This window comes from Streptomyces sp. NPDC033178 (assembly GCF_055577685.1).
The window spans coordinates 162,485-179,737 of record NZ_JBVIPT010000016.1 but is presented as its reverse complement, the minus strand read 5'-3'; the positions used below and the strand labels follow the sequence as shown (position 1 = coordinate 179,737).

General features: G+C 71.1%; 14 protein-coding genes. 7 read left to right on the top strand and 7 right to left on the bottom strand.

Annotated features, from left to right (window positions below; translation table 11 throughout):
- Positions 1–95 precede the first annotated feature (95 nt).
- Positions 96–743, top strand: coding sequence for a TetR/AcrR family transcriptional regulator (locus ACZ5VQ_RS34530; RefSeq protein WP_469108387.1), 648 nt, complete (start codon positions 96–98; stop codon positions 741–743).
- On the opposite strand, the gene ACZ5VQ_RS34525 is transcribed toward ACZ5VQ_RS34530, so the two are convergent.
- From ACZ5VQ_RS34525 to ACZ5VQ_RS34510, 4 genes are read right to left on the bottom strand one after another with little or no spacing between them, the layout of a single operon-like run.
- Positions 721–1,410, bottom strand: coding sequence for an ATP-binding cassette domain-containing protein (locus ACZ5VQ_RS34525; protein ID WP_469108386.1), 690 nt, complete (start codon positions 1,408–1,410; stop codon positions 721–723). The two genes, ACZ5VQ_RS34530 and ACZ5VQ_RS34525, sit on opposite strands and share 23 nt — an antisense overlap.
- On the bottom strand, positions 1,407–2,450 hold the full coding sequence (locus ACZ5VQ_RS34520; protein WP_469108385.1) for an ABC transporter ATP-binding protein: 1,044 nt from the start codon (positions 2,448–2,450) through the stop codon (positions 1,407–1,409). The genes ACZ5VQ_RS34525 and ACZ5VQ_RS34520 overlap by 4 nt, the downstream gene beginning before the upstream one ends.
- Positions 2,447–4,273, bottom strand: coding sequence for an ABC transporter permease subunit (locus ACZ5VQ_RS34515; protein ID WP_469108384.1), 1,827 nt, complete (start codon positions 4,271–4,273; stop codon positions 2,447–2,449). Before ACZ5VQ_RS34515 ends, ACZ5VQ_RS34520 begins: the two co-directional genes overlap by 4 nt.
- A 5-nt stretch (positions 4,274–4,278) precedes the next feature.
- Positions 4,279–5,784, bottom strand: a complete 1,506-nt coding sequence (locus ACZ5VQ_RS34510; protein WP_469108383.1) for an ABC transporter substrate-binding protein — start codon at positions 5,782–5,784, stop codon at positions 4,279–4,281.
- Between the two features lie 299 nt (positions 5,785–6,083).
- Here ACZ5VQ_RS34510 and ACZ5VQ_RS34505 point away from each other — a divergent pair, with 299 nt between their 5' ends.
- Both ACZ5VQ_RS34505 and ACZ5VQ_RS34500 read left to right on the top strand, forming a co-directional pair.
- Positions 6,084–7,658: an FAD-dependent monooxygenase gene (locus ACZ5VQ_RS34505; protein WP_469108382.1), complete on the top strand. Its 1,575-nt coding sequence runs from the start codon at positions 6,084–6,086 to the stop codon at positions 7,656–7,658.
- 55 nt (positions 7,659–7,713) lie between these two features.
- Positions 7,714–8,457: a DUF1963 domain-containing protein gene (locus tag ACZ5VQ_RS34500; RefSeq protein ID WP_469108381.1), complete on the top strand. Its 744-nt coding sequence runs from the start codon at positions 7,714–7,716 to the stop codon at positions 8,455–8,457.
- Between the two features lie 68 nt (positions 8,458–8,525).
- Here ACZ5VQ_RS34500 and ACZ5VQ_RS34495 read toward each other — a convergent pair whose 3' ends face one another.
- A complete protein-coding gene (locus ACZ5VQ_RS34495; RefSeq protein WP_469108380.1) occupies positions 8,526–10,079 on the bottom strand; it encodes a PucR family transcriptional regulator in 1,554 nt (517 codons plus the stop codon).
- A gap of 174 nt (positions 10,080–10,253) precedes the next feature.
- Between ACZ5VQ_RS34495 and ACZ5VQ_RS34490 the strand changes: the two genes are divergently transcribed.
- On the top strand, positions 10,254–11,180 hold the full coding sequence (locus ACZ5VQ_RS34490) for a proline dehydrogenase family protein (protein ID WP_469108379.1): 927 nt from the start codon (positions 10,254–10,256) through the stop codon (positions 11,178–11,180).
- A gap of 36 nt (positions 11,181–11,216) precedes the next feature.
- On the top strand, positions 11,217–12,857 hold the full coding sequence (pruA, locus tag ACZ5VQ_RS34485; RefSeq protein WP_469108378.1) for an L-glutamate gamma-semialdehyde dehydrogenase: 1,641 nt from the start codon (positions 11,217–11,219) through the stop codon (positions 12,855–12,857).
- A 198-nt stretch (positions 12,858–13,055) separates the two neighbouring features.
- Here the strand turns inward: pruA and ACZ5VQ_RS34480 are convergent, their stop codons facing one another.
- Together ACZ5VQ_RS34480 and ACZ5VQ_RS34475 are read right to left on the bottom strand one after the other, a co-directional pair.
- Complete coding sequence (locus ACZ5VQ_RS34480) at positions 13,056–14,978, bottom strand: glycoside hydrolase family 97 catalytic domain-containing protein (RefSeq protein ID WP_469108377.1); 1,923 nt, start codon at positions 14,976–14,978, stop codon at positions 13,056–13,058.
- A 176-nt stretch (positions 14,979–15,154) separates the two neighbouring features.
- Positions 15,155–16,102: an NADP-dependent oxidoreductase gene (locus ACZ5VQ_RS34475; protein ID WP_469108376.1), complete on the bottom strand. Its 948-nt coding sequence runs from the start codon at positions 16,100–16,102 to the stop codon at positions 15,155–15,157.
- 109 nt (positions 16,103–16,211) lie between these two features.
- Between ACZ5VQ_RS34475 and ACZ5VQ_RS34470 the strand changes: the two genes are divergently transcribed.
- Together ACZ5VQ_RS34470 and ACZ5VQ_RS34465 are read left to right on the top strand one after the other, a co-directional pair.
- Positions 16,212–16,784 carry a GNAT family N-acetyltransferase gene (locus ACZ5VQ_RS34470; RefSeq protein WP_469108375.1) on the top strand — a complete coding sequence of 191 codons (573 nt, stop codon included), beginning with the start codon at positions 16,212–16,214 and terminating at the stop codon, positions 16,782–16,784.
- Between the two features lie 284 nt (positions 16,785–17,068).
- Complete coding sequence (locus ACZ5VQ_RS34465) at positions 17,069–17,197, top strand: hypothetical protein (RefSeq protein WP_260695433.1); 129 nt, start codon at positions 17,069–17,071, stop codon at positions 17,195–17,197.
- Positions 17,198–17,253 lie beyond the last annotated feature (56 nt).

The window sequence follows — 17,253 nt, the reverse complement described above, 5'->3', positions numbered from 1 at the left end:
TCTGTCTAGTACGACCGTATAAAACTGTCGTTCAATACGTCCGTATTAGACGTCGGTCTGGGACACTTGTCTGTCGCGGAGGTACGCTGAGCCGCATGGGACACCGTGAGGATCTGCTCGAAGGCGCCAAGCGCTGCCTGCTGGAGAAGGGCTTCGTGCGCACGACGGCCCGCGACATCGTCAAGGAGTCGGGGACGAACCTGGCGTCGATCGGCTACCACTACGGATCGAAGGACGCGCTGCTCGCGGAGGCCTACGTCTCCATCGTCGAGGGGCTGTCCGACGACTTCGACGCGGGCGGGAGCGCCACGGCGAGCACGGAGCCGGGGTCCCTGGAGCGGTTCCAGGAGGTGTGGTCGAACGTCATCGGGACCATGCAGCGGCCCGGTTCGATGTGGCATCTCAGCATGGAGATCGTGGTCATGGGCGACAAGGTGCCCGGCGTGCGCGACCACTTGGCCAAGGCCCAGCGCGAGGGGGCGCGGGGCATCATCCCGCTGCTGATGGGCGGGCTGGAGGAGGACGTGCCGGAGAGGGACGTCGACACGCTGGGCAAGTTCTACATGACCCTGATGATGGGGCTCATCGCGCAGTGGACCTTCGATCCCGAGACCGCGACCAGTGCGGAGGAACTCACCGAGGGGTTGCGGAAGGTCCTCGCGAAGGCGGAGGCGGGGGCGGGTACGGGGGCCGTGGATTCGGCGGGTTCTGCGGCCGAGGTCACGGCAGAGGGGTCGTCCTGACGATCCTGCCCTCGCGCATCTCCGCCACGCGGTCGCAGAAATGGCCTACGAGCGCCATGTCGTGGCAGATGAACAGGTAGCCGAGGCCGAGGCGTTCCTGCAGCTCGGCCAGCAGGTTGAGGATGCCCGCGCGCAGGGACGGGTCCAGCGCGGAGACCGGTTCGTCGAGCACCAGGAGTTTCGGCTCGCAGGCCAACGCACGGGCGATACCTGCGCGTTGGCACTGGCCGCCGGAGAGTTCGTGCGGGCGCCGGTCGCCGAGTGACGGGTCGAGGCCGACCTGCTCCAGCAGCTCGACCACGCGCTCGGGGCCGGTCGTCCGGTCCCAACTCCCCTGTACGCGCAGGGGTTCCGCGATGGCGTCGCGGATGCGGTGGCGGGGGCCCAGTGATCCGTACGGGTCCTGGAACACGGGCTGCATCGCCGGTCTGAGCGGGCGCAGCTGCTTCTCGTTCAGGGAGGTCAACTCGCGGCCGTCGAACCACACTTCGCCGCTGTCCGGGCGGCGCAGCTGCAGTACGGCCACGGCTGTGGACGACTTGCCGCAACCCGAGGGGCCGATGAGACCGAGGGTTTCGCCTGGGGCGATCTCGAAGGAGACGTGGTCCACGGTGGTGCGGGGGCCGTGGCGGACGACCAGGTCGCGTACGTCCAGCAGAGGGTTCACACCGACTCCAGGTACAACTCGGCGGGGTGGGCGGGGAGTTCGCGCCAGTGGTGGCAGGCGACGGTGCGGTTGTCTCGCGTTTCCGGCTCTGGGTGGGCCGTGGCGCACCGGGTCGCGTCCGCGAGGGGGCAGCGAGGGGCGAAGGCGCAGCCTGGGGGGAGAGCGGTGGGGTTGGGAGGGATGCCGGGGATCGAGGGGAGTCTGCGTCTGCGGGTTCGTTGTGGCTGGTCGCGCCCCGCAGCGGAGCCGCAGGTCGGCACAGACCCGCGCCCCTCAGGGGGCGCCGATGCCAGCAAGCCCGCCGTGTACGGCGCCCGGGGACGGGTGAACACCTCCTCCACCGGGCCCTCCTCCACCAGGCGACCCGCGTACATGACCAGAACTCGGTCGGCGTGTTCGCGGACCATGGGGAGGTCGTGGGTGATCAGGACCAGCGTCGTGCCGGTGACCTCGGTGCGGTGGGTCAGGAGGTCGAGGACCTGGCGCCGGGTCTCCGGGTCCTGGGCCGTGGTCGGTTCGTCGGCGATCACGAGGGCGGGGGAGTGGAGCAACGCCATGGCGATGACGGCTCGTTGGCGCATACCGCCCGAGAACTCGTGCGGGTAGGCCCTCGTCCGGTCCGCGGGGATGCCGACCTCCTCCAGTGCGGCCACCACCCGCACCCGCGCCTCCTTGCGGGAGACCCCGTCCACGGACCGTACGGCGGCGGCGAGTTGATCGGAGACCCGGTGCACGGGGGACAGTGCCGAGAGCGCGTCCTGCGGGACGAGGGCGAGTTGGCGGCCCCGGAGGGCGGCGCGTACTGAACGTGGGGCGCCCACCAGTTCGTACGACCCCATCCGCACGCTGCCCGTCACCGTCGCCTCCTGTGGCGGCATGCCGAGCAGGGCACGGGCCGTCAGGGACTTGCCCGCGCCCGACTCGCCCACCACGGCGAGGACTTCACCCCTGCGCACGTCGAAGGAGAGGCCCCGTACGGCCTCGACCGCGCCGACGGAGATGTGCAGGTCCCGGACGGAGAGGAGGGCTTCGGGGTTCAACGGGTCGGCTCCTTGCGGGGGCGGAGGGCGGAGAAGTTGGCACGGGAGAGGGGGAGGAGACCGGAGCGGGGCTGCGCGGCCGTTCTGCTGGGTCCGGCCTCCGCGTATGCCGACGACGACACCGCGAGGCCCGCCAGCAGGGCCAGGGCGACCGCCGGGGCCAGGGCCGCCCACGGGGCGCGTTCCACGTACGCCCGTGACTCGTCCAGGAGGAGTCCCCACTCCGGTGCGGGCGGCTGGGCGCCTAGGCCGAGGAAGCCGAGGGAGGCCAGCGCCAGGGCGATGCCGGGGAGGCGCAGGAGGGCGTGGCGGGTGACCGGGGCCGCCACCGAGGGCAGGACGTGACGGGTGAGGATCCACAACGGGCTTGCCCCGATGGCCCGTTGGGCCAGCAGGAACGTCGACGCGCGGACCTCCTGCACCAGGGCCGCCGCGTGCGACGACAGGGCGGGCCAGGAGAGCAGGGCAACGGCGAGCGCGGCACCGCCCGTTCCGGGGCCCACGACGGCCGCGACCAGGATGCCCGCGATCACCGGCGGCAGCGCGTTGGCGATGTCCGAGGCGCCGGACGCCACGGCCGGCAGGAAACCGAGGGCGAGCGCGAGGACGAGGCCGGCCAGACAGACCGCGGCCGCCGTGCCGATCGTCGACGCCGCGCCGTGCCCGAGTCGCGCCAGCACATCACGGCCGAGCCCGTCCGTGCCGAGGGGAAACGCCCAGGAGGGCGCCTGGAGGCGGGCGGTCGTGTCCACCGTGTACGGGTCGCGCAGCAGACCCCAGCCGACGCAGGTCCCCAGCGTGATCCCGAGCGTCAACGGGACGGCCGGGTGCGCGCGGACCGGGCGGGCCGCGGGCAGCGTCAGCCCCGCGTCGCGCAGGGCGGGGCCCAGCAGCCGACGCCGTACGAAGGCCGCCGCCGCGCCCGTGACCAGGCCGAGGACGAGCAGCGCGAGAACCGCCCCCTGGAGCAGCGGCAGGTCCTGCGACTTGGCCGCCCCCAGCGCCGTACGGCCGATGCCCGGCACCGCGAACACCGTCTCCACGGCGACCGCCCCGCCGGTCAGGCCGACGGCGACCATCCCGAACTGCGGTACCAGCGGCGGCAGTACGCGACGCAGGGCGGCGGCCGAGATGCGTGCCCTGCCGACCCCGGCGCCCCGCCACAGTTCCACCCAGCGCTCGTCGAGGACGGGCGGCAGTGCGTCCGCGACCAGGCGGCCGAGGAGTCCGCCCGCGGGAACGCCGAGTGCGACGGCGGGCAGCACCATGTACTGCGGGCCCTGCCAGCCGGAGGTCGGCAGCATGCCCAGCCACACTCCGCACACCAGCAACGCGACCGTCGCCAGCAGGAATTCGGGCAGTGCGGCGAGCATCGCGGCGAACGAGCCGGCCGACCCCCGGCCCCGTACGAGTACGGGAGTGACGACCGTGCAGGTCACCAGGAGCGCGACCCCGAGCGCCGCGCCCATTAGGGCGAGCGAGACCTGGAGTCCGGAGACGACCGACGGCAGGACATCGGTGCCCGACACCCAGGACGTGCCGAGGTCGCCGCGCGGCAGACCGGACAGCCAACTCCCCAGCAGGGAAAGGGGACCCGCGTCCAGGCCAAGGTCGGCGCGGATCGCGGCGAGGGCCTCCGGCGTGCCCTCCTGTTCGGCCGAACGGGCGCGCAGGACGGTGAGGGCGGGGTCGCGGCCGGAGAGCCAGGGGAGCAGTCCGACGGCGGCGAGAACCGCGGCGAGACAGCCGAGCCGCGTGAGAGCGGCCCGGCTGCCCGGCGAGAACGGAGTGACCGGAGTAACCGGAGTGAACAGGCGTGCCATGAACGTCACTTGACGTACGTGTCCGCGGTGATCAGTGCCCGCTCGCGCGGGTCGTGCTCGACGTCCACGACACCGGCCGCGTCGCCCTGGATCACGCGCTCGTGCAGCATCGGGATCGCGGCGTCGGTGGCCAGCACCGCGGCCTCCGCGTCGACGACGGCCTGGCGGCGCGCGTCACCGGTCTTGGTCCCGGCGGCCTTCTCCAGGGCCGCGTCGACCTTCTTGTCGGACAGCTGGGAGATGTTGAAGGACCCCTTCGACCCGAAGTCGCTGTAGAGGTACGCGGCCGGGTCGCCCGAGTCGAGGACGGTCGCCCGGGACAGGATGAACGCGTCGAACTCGCCCGCCAGCGCGTCGGATTCGATGTTCGCGTACTCGCGGACGTCCAGCTTCACCTTGAACCCGGCCTTCTGGAGCCGCTGTTGCAGCGTCTGGGCCACCTCGGGCAGTTCGGCGCGGTCGGTGAACGTACCGATCGTGATCGTCTTGCCGTTCGGGTCACCGGACTTGGCGCGCTCGACCGGCTTCCGCAGGTCGGCGGCCCAGGGGAGGGCCGGGCCCAGCAGGCCCTTCGCGATGTCCGCGCGGCCCTCGTACACGCCCTTGACGATCGACTCGGCGTCGACGGCCTCGCGGGCGGCGGCCCTGAGGGAGGCGTCCTTGAAGGGGCCGCTCCCGGTGTTCAGGTACAGGGTGTTGGTGCGCGGCATCGGCACCTCGGTGACCAGCTCCTTGTCGAGCAGCGCGGCCTGCGAAACCGGTACCGCCTCGACGACGTCGGCCTCGCCGCTGCGCAGGGTGGCCGCGCGGGCGGTGCCGTCGGGCACGAACCTCACATCGATTCCGGGGGACTTGGCCGTGCCGCCCCAGTAGTCGTCGTAGCGGTCGAGGGTCGCCGACGACGTGCCGTTCACCTTCGTCAGCTCGAAGGGGCCGGTACCCGCGCCGACCGGGCTGACGGTCTTCCCGCCGTACGCCTTCGCCGCCAGGATCGACAGCTGCGGCGAGCTCAGCCGCTGCGGGACCAGCGGGTCCTCGGTTCCGGTGGTGACGGCGACCGAGTCGCCGTCGGCCTTCACCGTCAGGTCGACGCCGTCGAGGATGCGCGGCTTGGGAGAGGCGGTCGCGGCCCTCGTGAGTGACCGGACGACGGACTCGGCGGTGAGCTTCGTACCGTCGTGGAAGGTGACGCCGTCCCGTATCTCGAAGGTCCAGGTCCGGCCGTTCTGCTGCCACTTGGTGGCGAGGGCGGGCTCGGCGTCGCCGTCCGTGTCGAGCGTCACCAGTGTCTCGGCGGTCGACCAGCGCGACAGCTTGAACGCGTCGTCGGACAGCGGCGACAGCCCGGAGCGCGGCGGGTTCATCATCGCCACGCGTACGCGCTTGCCGTCGCCGCCCGCGGAGCCGCCCGCGGAATCGTCCGAGGCGGATTCCGAGAAACACCCGGTGAGCAGCAGGGTGGAGGCCGCGGTGACCGCGGAGAGGGGGAGAAGACGGGCGGGCAGGCGCACGGAGCACTCCGGGTAAAGGGATGGTCAATGGAGACGTCGCGCCGACCGTAGCATGATGACAATCGTTTTCAGTAGTGGCGTCCGAATCCCGACCGCCACCGGGTGGCTGCTGTGCAAGCCCCGGGAGGTGTTCTCGTGCCTGTGCTCGTTCGGGTGTACGTCGACTTGATGATGTTGTGGTCGGTGCCGGGTGGGGAGGATCGGCCTCGTCGGTGGCCAGGGGCGGCACAACCGCGGTCACCGAGTGGCCCGACGGATCTTGAGGTCCAAGGGTTCAAGGTGAACAGAAGGGGTTCGACATGTCCGTGGCGGATGCCGAGGTGGACGTACTGATCGTCGGTGGCGGGCCGGTCGGGCTCACCGCTCGCGCGCTGCTGGAGCGCTGGGGAGTGCGGGTGTCACTGGTCGAGAAACGCGGCGAGCTGTCCCCCTTTCCACGGTCCCGGCTGGTCAACGTGCGCTCGATGGAGATCTACCGCGGGCTCGGGCTCGCCGGCGGGATCACGGCCGGCGCCTTCGGGCCGGAGTACGGCCGCATCCGCTTCCGGGACACCCTGCACGACCGCGACTTCGCCACGGCGGCGATGGTCGGGATCAACGCGCCGATCCCCGAAAGCCCCGTGACCGGCGTCGTCACCTCGCAGGACCGGCTGGAACCCACCCTGCTCGCCGCGGCAGACGCACGGATGAGGTTCGGGGCCGAGCTCGTCGACCTCACCGAGGAAGCCGACAGCGTCGTGGCCGTACTCGTCGACCACCGGAGCGGTGAGGAGAACCGCGTCCGTGCCCGCTATGTTCTCGCCGCCGACGGCGCGCACTCCACCGTCCGGCAGCGGCTGGGAATCGGCACCACCGGCCCCGGAGCGCCGGCTGCCGTCACCACCGTCGTGTTCGACGCCGACCTCGACGGCTGGTGTGCCGATCAGCCCGCCGGGGTCTACTTCACCGCGCACGGATCCTTCCTCCCGCTCTACCCCGAAGGCGGCTGGGCCTGGCTGGGCCCCACCCCCGACGACGCCGAGCGCACCGACTGGCCCGGCCTCGTCTCGCGTGCCCTCGGGCCCGACGCAGGCGTACGGGCCGACGTGTCCCGGGTGCAGCACTGGGTGATGAACGCGTTCGTCGCCGAGCGCTTCCGGCACGGCCGGATCCTGCTGGCCGGGGATGCCGCGCACGCGATCCCGATCGTCGGCGGCCTGGGCATGAACACCGGCATCGCCGACGTCCACAACCTGTGCTGGAAGCTGGCGGGCGTTGTCCACGGGTGGGCCGGACCAGGCCTGTTGGACACGTACGAGACGGAACGGCAACCCGTCGCCCACCGGACCCTCCACCAGGCGGTGGCCAACAGCAAGCTCATGTTCGAAGCGCAGAGGCTGCGCCACGAGCAACTGCAGACCGGTGGAGCGGCGTCGGCCCGGGTCGAACTGCCCTGGACCGACCGGTACTTCGCCCAGCTCGGTCTCGTGCTCGGTGTCGCCTACCGATCCGACGCCGTCCTCACCGACGGCAGCGCCCCGCCCGAGCCGTCCGACACGGGCACGGACTACGTCCCCACCGCGGAGCCCGGCCACCGCATGCCGCACCTCTGGCTCACACCCGACCGCTCCACGCTCGACACCTTCGGCGAATGGTTCACCCTGCTCACCCCCGACCCCGCCGCCTGGGAGCAACAGACCACCGCACCATGGGTGTTGCACATCGAGCGTCTTCCCGACGAGCACGCCGATCTCTGTGGCCTGGGCCCCCGGGGAGCGCTGCTCGTCCGACCCGACGGCCACATCGGTGCCCGCTGGCGCGACCGTGCACCGAGCGACACCACCCTCCATCACGCGCTCACCGCAATCGGTGGGTCTCCGCGATCGAGTCCGTGACAACGAGACACGCCCCAACCGGGGTGTGTCGGACCGCTGTTGCAGACTGGCCGTCATGAACGCACTTGACGAATACCGGGCGGCGGCCCGCAAGCGGGGCGTGCCCGAGGATCTCCTCGACAGGGCGCTGCGGCTCGCCCGCCCGCGCCTGGAACTGCGGTCGACGGAGGGCTCCGACGCTCCGGTCGTCGGACAGTACGGAGGACATCCCCGGCTTCCCCCGGACGTCGAATGGACCGGCTTCCCGGCATTCGTCGCGTCGGTCGACTGTGCCGCCGTTCCGGTCGGCGAACTGGATATCCAGCTGCCGGAGGACGGGCACTTACTGTTCTTCGCCAACAACAGCGAGCCGAGCTACGTCCCCGGGCCCACGCAGGAAGGCCGGGTGGTGTACGTCCCGGCCGGAACGGCGACGACGGAACAGGCCCCGTCCGATGAGGACGCGCCCTACACGTTCGAGCCGTACCCCCTCCGAGGCCGGCTCGACCGGTTCATGCCGGACACCAACCACGACATCGCCGACAAGGAAACCCTGCGGCTCATCCACCCGTACCTGTCGGACTACTGGGAAGAGACCACGAACGGCGAACTCACCCTGGGCGGATACGCCTCCGTGATACATCACGACCCGGCCCCCTGGCCCGTCACCGATGACGAAGCGTTCATCATGCTGGCGCGCGCGGATTTCACGTTCGTGGACACGCCCCTCAGCTGCGCCGCGTCCTGGCTGATCCGCCCCCGGGATCTGGCGGAACGGAACTTCGACAACGTGCGGCTCGATTTCCAGTCCTACATGTGACCCCTCCGCCATGTGACCCCTCCGCAGGGCGCTCACCGGCCCGACCGACTGCTTCTCAAGCAAGCCGTCTAGAGCCGCCGCGCCTTGAGCCCCATGTGCAGGAGCAGGCGGTCCTCGCCGTCGTCCAGGTCGAGGCCTGTGAGCTGTTCGACGCGGGAGAGGCGGTAGTAGAGCGTCTGGCGGTGGATGCCCAGTTCGGCGGCGGTGCGGCCGGCCTGGCCCGCGCAGTCGAGGAACACCTCGGCGGTGTGGGCGAGTTCGCGATGCGCGGGGGCGAGGAGAGGGCGTACGGCGGGGTCGTGGGAGGCGGTCGGCGCCAGCGTCGTCAGCAGGCGGTACGGGCCGATGGACGACCAGTGCGCGATCGGTCCCAGCCGCGGCTCGGCCAGCGCCGCGTGCGCGGCGGCCGACGCCTCCTGCCAGGCGGTGCCGAGGTCGGCGAGACCGGCGTGGGGGACGGCGATCCCGGCCACGACCCGGCCGGGACGGGGGCCGTACGGTTCCGGAGCGTGTCCGGCAGCCCGCCCCGCTGCCCCTGCCCGCCCCGCTGTCTCTGTCCGCCCAGATGTCTCTGTCCGTCCGGCTCCTTCTGTCCGTCCGGCTCCTTCTGTCCGTCCCGTTCCCTCTGTCCGCCCGGCACCCCCCGCCCCCTCGCCCGCACGCGCGGCCTCCGCCTCGCCCGGACGGTCCGGTGGCTGGGCCGCCCCGGTGTCGGTGTCCTGGCCCTGGGCGGTCTTGTTCGGCGGCTGGGCCGGGCCCCGGCCCTGGGTGCCGCCTGTTTGCTGGTGAGCGGCAGGGGGGCCGGACCCGGCCGGGGAGGACTGGGGGCGCCCTGATCCCCGTACCCCTTCCGCCCTCTCCAGCAGGCGGGCCGCCGCGGTTGTCGCCGGAGTGAGGACCTCCGGTGAGCGCAGGCGGACCAGGAGGGCCAGGCTCTGGGCGGTGGGGCCCCAGGGGAGGGCGCAGACGGCGGTGGCGGACGGGATGGTGCGGACCGACGGGGCGTCGTCGGGGTGGGACGAGGGCCAAGGGGCCACGCAGACCATCGTGTGCAGGCCCTCGCCGCGGGCGCCGAGTTCCGTGTGGAGCTCGGCCAGTGCCATGTCACGCTGCCAGCCGCTCTCGGCGGTGAGGACCGCGCGGAGTTCCCGGCTGAGGTCGGCGCCCGCCTGGGCCTCGTCCGCCAGGAGGGCGCCGATGCGCGGGGTGACCTCCATCGCCGCGGAGAGCTGCTGGTCGGTGGGACCCGGATCGTCCGACAGCAGCCACACGTACCCGAGGACCACACCCCGATGGCGTACGGGGAGGCAGACGCGGCCCCGGTACACGCCCGCCTCCGGGGTGGGCGGGATACGGACCGGGGCCGTGGCGCGGGCGATGCCGAAGCCCTCGAACCAGGTACGGACCGCCGAGGTCGAGCGGCGCGTGAGGATCGAGCGGGCGCGTACGGGGTCCAGCGCGGAGGCGTCCAGCTCGCCCTCGCTGTCGTACGCGCCGAAGGCGATCAGCTCGAAGTCACGGTTCTCCAGCGTCGCGGGGGCGCCGAGGAGCTCCGAGATCTCGTCCACCAGCTCCTGGTATTCGCCCTTGGGGTCCGATGTCACCCGGGCATTCTCCATCATTTCCCCGCGCCTTCATACATCTGTCTGAGATCCAGGGCACGGATGCGTGACAGCTGTCGATGGCCGACGATCGGAGGGATCCTTAGGTTTCACGGTGGTTCTCCGTGTCGTACCGGAACGCCGCCGGGCGGTGGCGGGTACGGCCTTCCGCCGGCCTTGTTGTGGAGGTGCCCCGTGCTGGGTCCCGTGATTCTCGCCGCTTCGCGCAGCGACCGGATGCGTCGTCTGATCTCGGCGGCCCCGGTGACCAAGCCGGTCGTCGACCGCTTCATCCCCGGTGAGAGCGTCGACCAGGTCGTACCGATCATCCAGGACCTCACGGCCAAGGGCCTGGAGGTCACCATGGACGTGGTCGGCGAGGACATCACCACGTCGGAGCAGGCCACACTCGCCCGCGACGCGTACCTGGAGCTGATCGACCGCCTCAAGCAGCTGGAGCTCGGGGAACGCGCCGAGATGTCGGTGAAGCTGTCCCTGTTCGGGCAGGCGCTCCCCGGTGGCCACGAGCTCGCCCTCGCCAACGTCCGCCCGGTCGTCGAGGCCGCCACCGCCATCGGTACGACCGTCACGCTCGACGCCGAGGACCACACCACCCTCGACTCGATGTTCGCCATCCACGAGGAGCTGCGGAAGGACTTCCCGCAGACCGGCTGCGTCATCCAGGCCTACCTCTTCCGCACCGAGGCCGACGCCCGCCGCCTCGCCGACAGCGGCAGCCGCGTACGGCTCGTGAAGGGTGCCTACAAGGAGCCCGCCGAGGTCGCGTACCAGCAGAAGGCCGAGACCGACAAGGCGTACGTGCGCATCCTGCGCATCCTGATGGAGGGCGAGGGGTACCCGATGATCGGGTCCCACGACCCGCGCCTCATCTCCATCGCGCAGGAGCTGGCCCGGCGCGCCGGCCGCAAGCCCGACGAGTACGAGTTCCAGATGCTGTACGGGATCAGGAGCGACGAGCACCTGCGGCTCGCCGCCGAAGGCCACCGCATGCGCGTCTACACCGCGTACGGCACCGACTGGTACGGCTACTTCATGCGGCGCCTGGCCGAGAAGCCCGCCAACCTCCTCTTCTTCGGCCGCTCGATCCTCACCAAGAGCTGACGCCAACCACCCCGCTGTTAAGGAGTTACGGACACCATGGACGCCGTCACCCAGGTCCCCACCCCCGTCAACGAGCCGGTGCACGGCTATGCCCCCGGCTCTCCCGAGCGCGCCCGCCTGGAGTCCAGGCTCAAGGAGCTTGCCGAGAACCCGGTCGACCTGCCGATGACCATCGGCGGCGAGAAGCGGATGGGCGGCGGCGACCGCTTCGACGTCGTGCAGCCGCACAACCACAAGGCCCGCCTCGGCACGTACGCGAACGCCACCCGGCAGGACGCCCAGGACGCGATCGACGCGGCCCTCGCCGCCGCGCCCGCCTGGCGCGCGATGTCCTTCGACGACCGCGCCGCGATCATCCTGCGCGCCGCCGAGCTGCTGGCAGGCCCGTGGCGCGAGACGCTCGCCGCCTCGACGATGCTCGGCCAGTCGAAGACCGCCCAGCAGGCCGAGATCGACTGTCCGTGTGAGCTGGTCGACTTCTGGCGCTTCAACGTCAAGTATGCCCGTGACCTGCTCGCCGAGCAGCCGCCGGCCAACTCGCCGGGCGTCTGGAACCGTCTCGACCACCGCCCGCTCGAAGGCTTCGTCTACGCGATCACGCCGTTCAACTTCACGGCGATCGCGGGCAACCTGCCGACCGCGCCCGCGCTGATGGGCAACGTGGTCGTGTGGAAGCCGTCGCCGACGCAGACCCACGCGGCCGTCCTGCTCATGCAGCTGCTGGAGGAGGCCGGTCTCCCCAAGGGCGTCATCAACCTCGTCACCGGTGACGGCATCGAGGTCTCCGAGGTCGCCCTGGAGCACCGCGATCTCGCCGGTATCCACTTCACCGGCTCGACCAAGACCTTCCAGTACCTGTGGAAGACGGTCGGCAACAACATCGAGAAGTACCGCACCTACCCGCGCATGGTCGGCGAGACCGGCGGCAAGGACTTCGTCGTCGCGCACCCGAGCGCCGACCCCGCCGTCCTGAAGACGGCCCTGACCCGCGGCTCCTTCGAGTACCAGGGCCAGAAGTGCTCGGCCTCCTCGCGCGCGTACGTCCCGGCCTCCATCTGGAACTCCGGCTTCAAGGAGGAGTTCGCGGCCGAGATCGACGGCATCACGATGGGTGACGTCACCGACCTGTCGAACTTCATCGGCGCCGTCATCGACGAGCGCTCCTTCGCCAAGAACAAGGCGGCGATCGACCGGGCGCACGCCGACCCGTCCTGCACGGTCGTCGCGGGCGGCACCTACGACGACTCGGTCGGCTACTTCGTCCGCCCGACCGTCGTCGAGTGCTCCGACCCGGCCAACGAGGTCTTCACCACGGAGTACTTCGGCCCGTTCCTCGCGGTGCACGTGTACGACGACAGCACGGCCGACGGGTACGACGAGATGCTGGCCCAGATGGAGTCGGTGTCGGACTACGCGCTCACCGGCTCGGTCATCGCGGGTGACCGCGCGGCCGCCGCGTACACGATGGAGAAGCTCCGCTACGCCGCGGGCAACTTCTACATCAACGACAAGTCGACCGGTGCCGTCGTCGGCCAGCAGCCCTTCGGTGGCGGCCGCGCGTCCGGCACCAACGACAAGGCGGGCGCCCCGCAGAACCTGATGCGCTGGACCCTGACCCGCGCCATCAAGGAGACCCTGGTCCCGCCGACCGACTACCCGTACCCGCACATGGGCTGAACCCGTACCCGCGCACGGGCCGAGCCCCGTACGCGCCCACGAGCCGAGGCGTCCCCGTACACGGGCCGGCGTCTCACTGAACCGCCCCCGCCCCGGACGCACCCCTCCGGGCCGGGGGCGGCGTGCGTCGTGTCGACGTGCCGTGGCCCTGCCTCCGTGCGGAGACAGGGCCACGGTCCACGGCAGGGACGTGCGGTGTCAGCGGTCGCAGCTCGTCCGGCCCGGGTACCAGTGGCAGGCCAGCGCGGCGAAGCCGCCGTCCGCCACGACGGGCACGGTGAGCGAGGCGCCGCCACGGACGACGTGCGGTGCGCGGACCAGGCCCGACGGGCCGTCCGTCACGGTCTCGACGAGCCACTTGCCCGCGCCCAGACGCATGGGTACGTCCACGCTGTGGGCCGCCCCCGCGAACGTGCCGCCGATGAACCAGCGGCCGTCGGGCGCACGGCGGGCCATGACCGCGGAGCGGCCGGGATCGCCGGTCAGCAGCCTGGTCTCCTCCCACCCGCCGGGCAGTTGCTCCAGATAGCGGCGGGCCTCCGGACGGGCCTCGTACGACTCCGGGGTGCCGGCGAGGTTCTGGATGCCGGACTCGTAGAGGACGGTCAGGCCCAACTCACCCGCGTCGGAGCCGACGTTGGGGCGGAAGGGGCGGTGGAAGGCGCCCGGCGTGAAGTCCATGGAGCCGATGACGTTGCGGGTGTAGGGGAGCGCGGCCAGCTGCTCGGGCGTGTTGTTGCGCTTCTCCTCGCCGCCGACGCCCTCCAGCGTCATCACGTGCGGCCAGGTGCGCTGGATGCCCTTGGGGATCGTGGAGCCGTGGAAGTTGACCATCAGGTGGTGCTTCGCGGTGGCCGGCAGGATCTCGTCGTACCAGGCCATCCGCTCCTGGGACTCGGAGTCCATGAAGTCGATCTTCACGCCCTTGACGCCCCAACGCTCCAGCGTGGAGAGCCACTTCTCCCGTTCGACGGGGTCGACGAGGAGCGAGTAGTGGAGCCAGACCTGGATCCCGACGCCACGCTCCTTGCCGTAACGCACCAGCTCGGGCATCCAGTTGTTCGTCTGCCAGTCGGGGTCGATGACGTCCCACTCGCCGGGCTTGTAGTACCAGCCCGCGTCGACGACCTCGTACGGCCAGTCGCGCTGGGCCGCGTAGTCGACGTACTTCTTCTGCGCGTCCAGGCTCTGCCCGGCCTCCTTGCCGCCGGCGAGCCAGGTCCACAGGGCCGGGCCCGGCTTGATCCAGGAGGTGTCGCGGACACGGGACTTGGGGGCGAGGTCGTCGGTGAACGTCGACTCGGTGACGGTCGGCAGATCGCCGGTGACCACGGCGCGCCAGGGTGTGGTGAGCCCGCCGGACACCTGGACCGGCTCGTCGTTCCACGGACTCACACCGAACGTGGACGAACCGGCGGTGTGCGTGAGGTGGGAGCCGGCGTAGCTGCCGGTCAGGTCCGACTCGGCGACCAGGGCGTAGCCGCCGTCCGTCTTGAAGAGGGCCTGCATCGAGTACGTGCCCGCCGGTACCGCGGCCGCCGACGGGTAGCGGACGAAGGGGAGTTCGTTGTCCCGGCGGTAGGCGCTGATGACGGGCTCGGCGGTGGCGGGGAAGGTGAATGCGGACGCCTCGCGTACGACGTCGCCGTGATCGTCCGGCAGGACGTAGCGATACGCGACGCCGTCCGCGGCGACGCGGGTCAGCAGGTCGATACGCGCGCCGTCCGCCGTACGGAAGCGGAAGCGGGACTCGGTCATACGGACAACCCGCTTGTGCGACTTGCCTGTTGGGACCGTGTAGCGCTCCGAGATCGTGCGTTCGGAGCGGCCGGTGAAAGTCAAGTCCCGGGAGAAGTCGGCCTGTTCGGTGACGAGGCCGACGGGGGACGGTTCGAGGACCGTACGGCCGGCGCGTCTGACCGCCAGGGCAGGGCTGCCGTCGGCCGGGTCGAGGGAGACCACGGCCGTGGGGGAGCCGTGCGGACCGCGCACCTCCCAGGACGTGTGCGGGGTGGCTGCGACGGGAGCCTCGGCACGGGCCGGAAGCGTCGCCGCGGTGGTGGCAAGGAGTGCGGAACAGAGCGTCAACACGATGGTGCGGGCCCGGGGTTGGACCGCCATGTGGAACCCCTCCTGTCGCAGTCATCCGATGACTGGTCGATAAATGTGAGAGTGGAGGGGGCTTTGGGGCATGTCAAGGAATCTGACAGCATCAGACATCGGATTGCTGATGTGCCATTCAGTAAGAGAGGATCACTCGGGTCAGTGAGAGAGGATCACTCGGGACGGTGCGAGGTTCACTCCGGAAGGCTGAGGACGATCTTGCCCTTGGTGTGCCCCGCCTCCCCGAGTTCATGGGCCTTGGCCGCCTCCGCGAACGGCAGGACCGCGTCCACGTGGATCCGCACCCGGCCGCCCGCCAGCAGTGAGGCGATCTTCGCCAGCCGCATGCCGGACGGTTCCACCCGCACGACCGCGAAACGCAGCCCGCGCGCCTCGACGTCCTCGGCCGACAGGCCCGTGTCCCCGGGGAGCGCGGACACCAACAGGCCTCCCGGGCGCAGGGTGTTGAGGGTGCGCGGGCCGTAGTCGCCGCCGATCAGATCGAGGGCGACATCCATGTCCCGCACGGCCGTGGCGAAGTCCGTGGCCGTGTGGTCGACCGGCTCGTCCACGCCCAGGCCGCGCAGGAACTCGTGCTTGTCGGCGCGGGCTGTACCGACGACGTACGCGCCCTCCGCCTTGGCGATCTGCACCGCCGCGTGACCGACCCCGCCCCCTGCCGCGTGGACCAGCACCCGGGTGCCCGGGCCGACCCGGGCGAGGTCGACCAGCGCCTGCCAGGCGGTGAGGGTCGCCGTGGGGGCGCCCGCCGCGTGGACGTGGTCCAGAGTCGACGGCTTGGCCGCGAACTGGTCGGCGGGGGCGGCCACATGCTCCGCGTACCCGCCCCCCAGGACCTTGCCGAAGACCTCGTCGCCCGGCCGGAACCCGGTGACGCCCTCCCCGGCCGCCTCCACCACACCGGAGACATCGCCGCCGAGGACGAACGGCGGTTCCCCGAAGAGCGGCGCGGTGCCCGAACGCACCAGCCGGTCAACGGCGTTGACGCCCACCGCGCGCACCCGCAGCAGAACCTCCCCCGGACCGGCGACGGGCCGCTCCCGTTCCTCGACCTCCAGAACCTCAGGACCGCCGAAGCGGTACTGGGTGATCACACGCGTACGCGGAAGTGCGGTGGTCATCGGGTCTCCCTCCCGAAGCCGGTTTCACGGACCGCTCGGCCCCCATCGTGCTCCCGCGGCCCGGCTTCCGCAGCCCGCGGAATCAGGACGAACAGCGGAATCAGGACGAATGCCGGGGCGGTGGTCATCCGATACTGATGTGATGGCCATCCGACTGCGCACCGCCCACACGGCGGACCTCACCCCCGCCGAACTCCGCGCCGCCCGCACCCTCCTGGACGACGCGTTCGAGGGCGACTTCTCCGACGAGGACTGGGACCACGGGCTCGGCGGGGTGCACGCCCTCGTGCACGACGGGGCCGGACTCGCCGCCCACGGCTCGGTGGTCATGCGCAGGGTCCTGCACCGGGGCCGCTCCCTGCGCACGGGGTACGTCGAGGCGGTCGCCGTCCGCGCGGACGTACGCCGGACGGGCCTCGGCGGGCAGGTCATGGCCGCGCTGGAAGGGGTCGTCGACCGCGCGTACGCCCTCGGCGCGCTCTCCGCGAGCGACGAGGGTGCCGCCCTCTACACCGCCCGCGGCTGGCAGGTCTGGCCGGGCCGGATCTCCGCCCTCGGCCCGGACGGCATCGTGCGCCTCCCCGACGAGGAGGGCGCCACCTTCGTCCGCCCCGCCTCGTCCGGCCCTCTCGACCCGTCCCGCGACCTGACCTTCGACTGGCGCGACGGTGATGTCCTCTAGAGATGCCCTCTAGGGAGGCAAATGTAAAAAGCACAGGTCAGACCGGTGCGACCCGATGTGCCGTCTCAGATAGTAGGAAGTCCGACTAACTGTGGAGACAGATGCGCGGTCCTCACTTAGCTTTGTAGGAGCCGAACGTCTCGCTCGACCAAGCGAATGGCGGTCGTGAGCCGGAGCCCCTTGCAGGCAACCCCTGTGGCACCGCTCCCCGCCCCATCCGGCGTCTCGTAAATCCCTCATCGCACTTCCGGCGGCCGCTGCCGGAGGCAAGGAGTCGATTCATCATGGCCGAGACGACCGCCCGCCGAGTCCGTCACGTCTCCCGTTCGAGCGAGTCCGACCGCAAGAACGCCGCCGCCGCGCTCCAGCGCGCCCTCGACCGCAGGGACAACGGCGGCTCGACCGGGCACTGAGCCCGGTCCTGCCTCACCGGACACAGCTTCACCGAACACAGCTTTACCGGAACAAG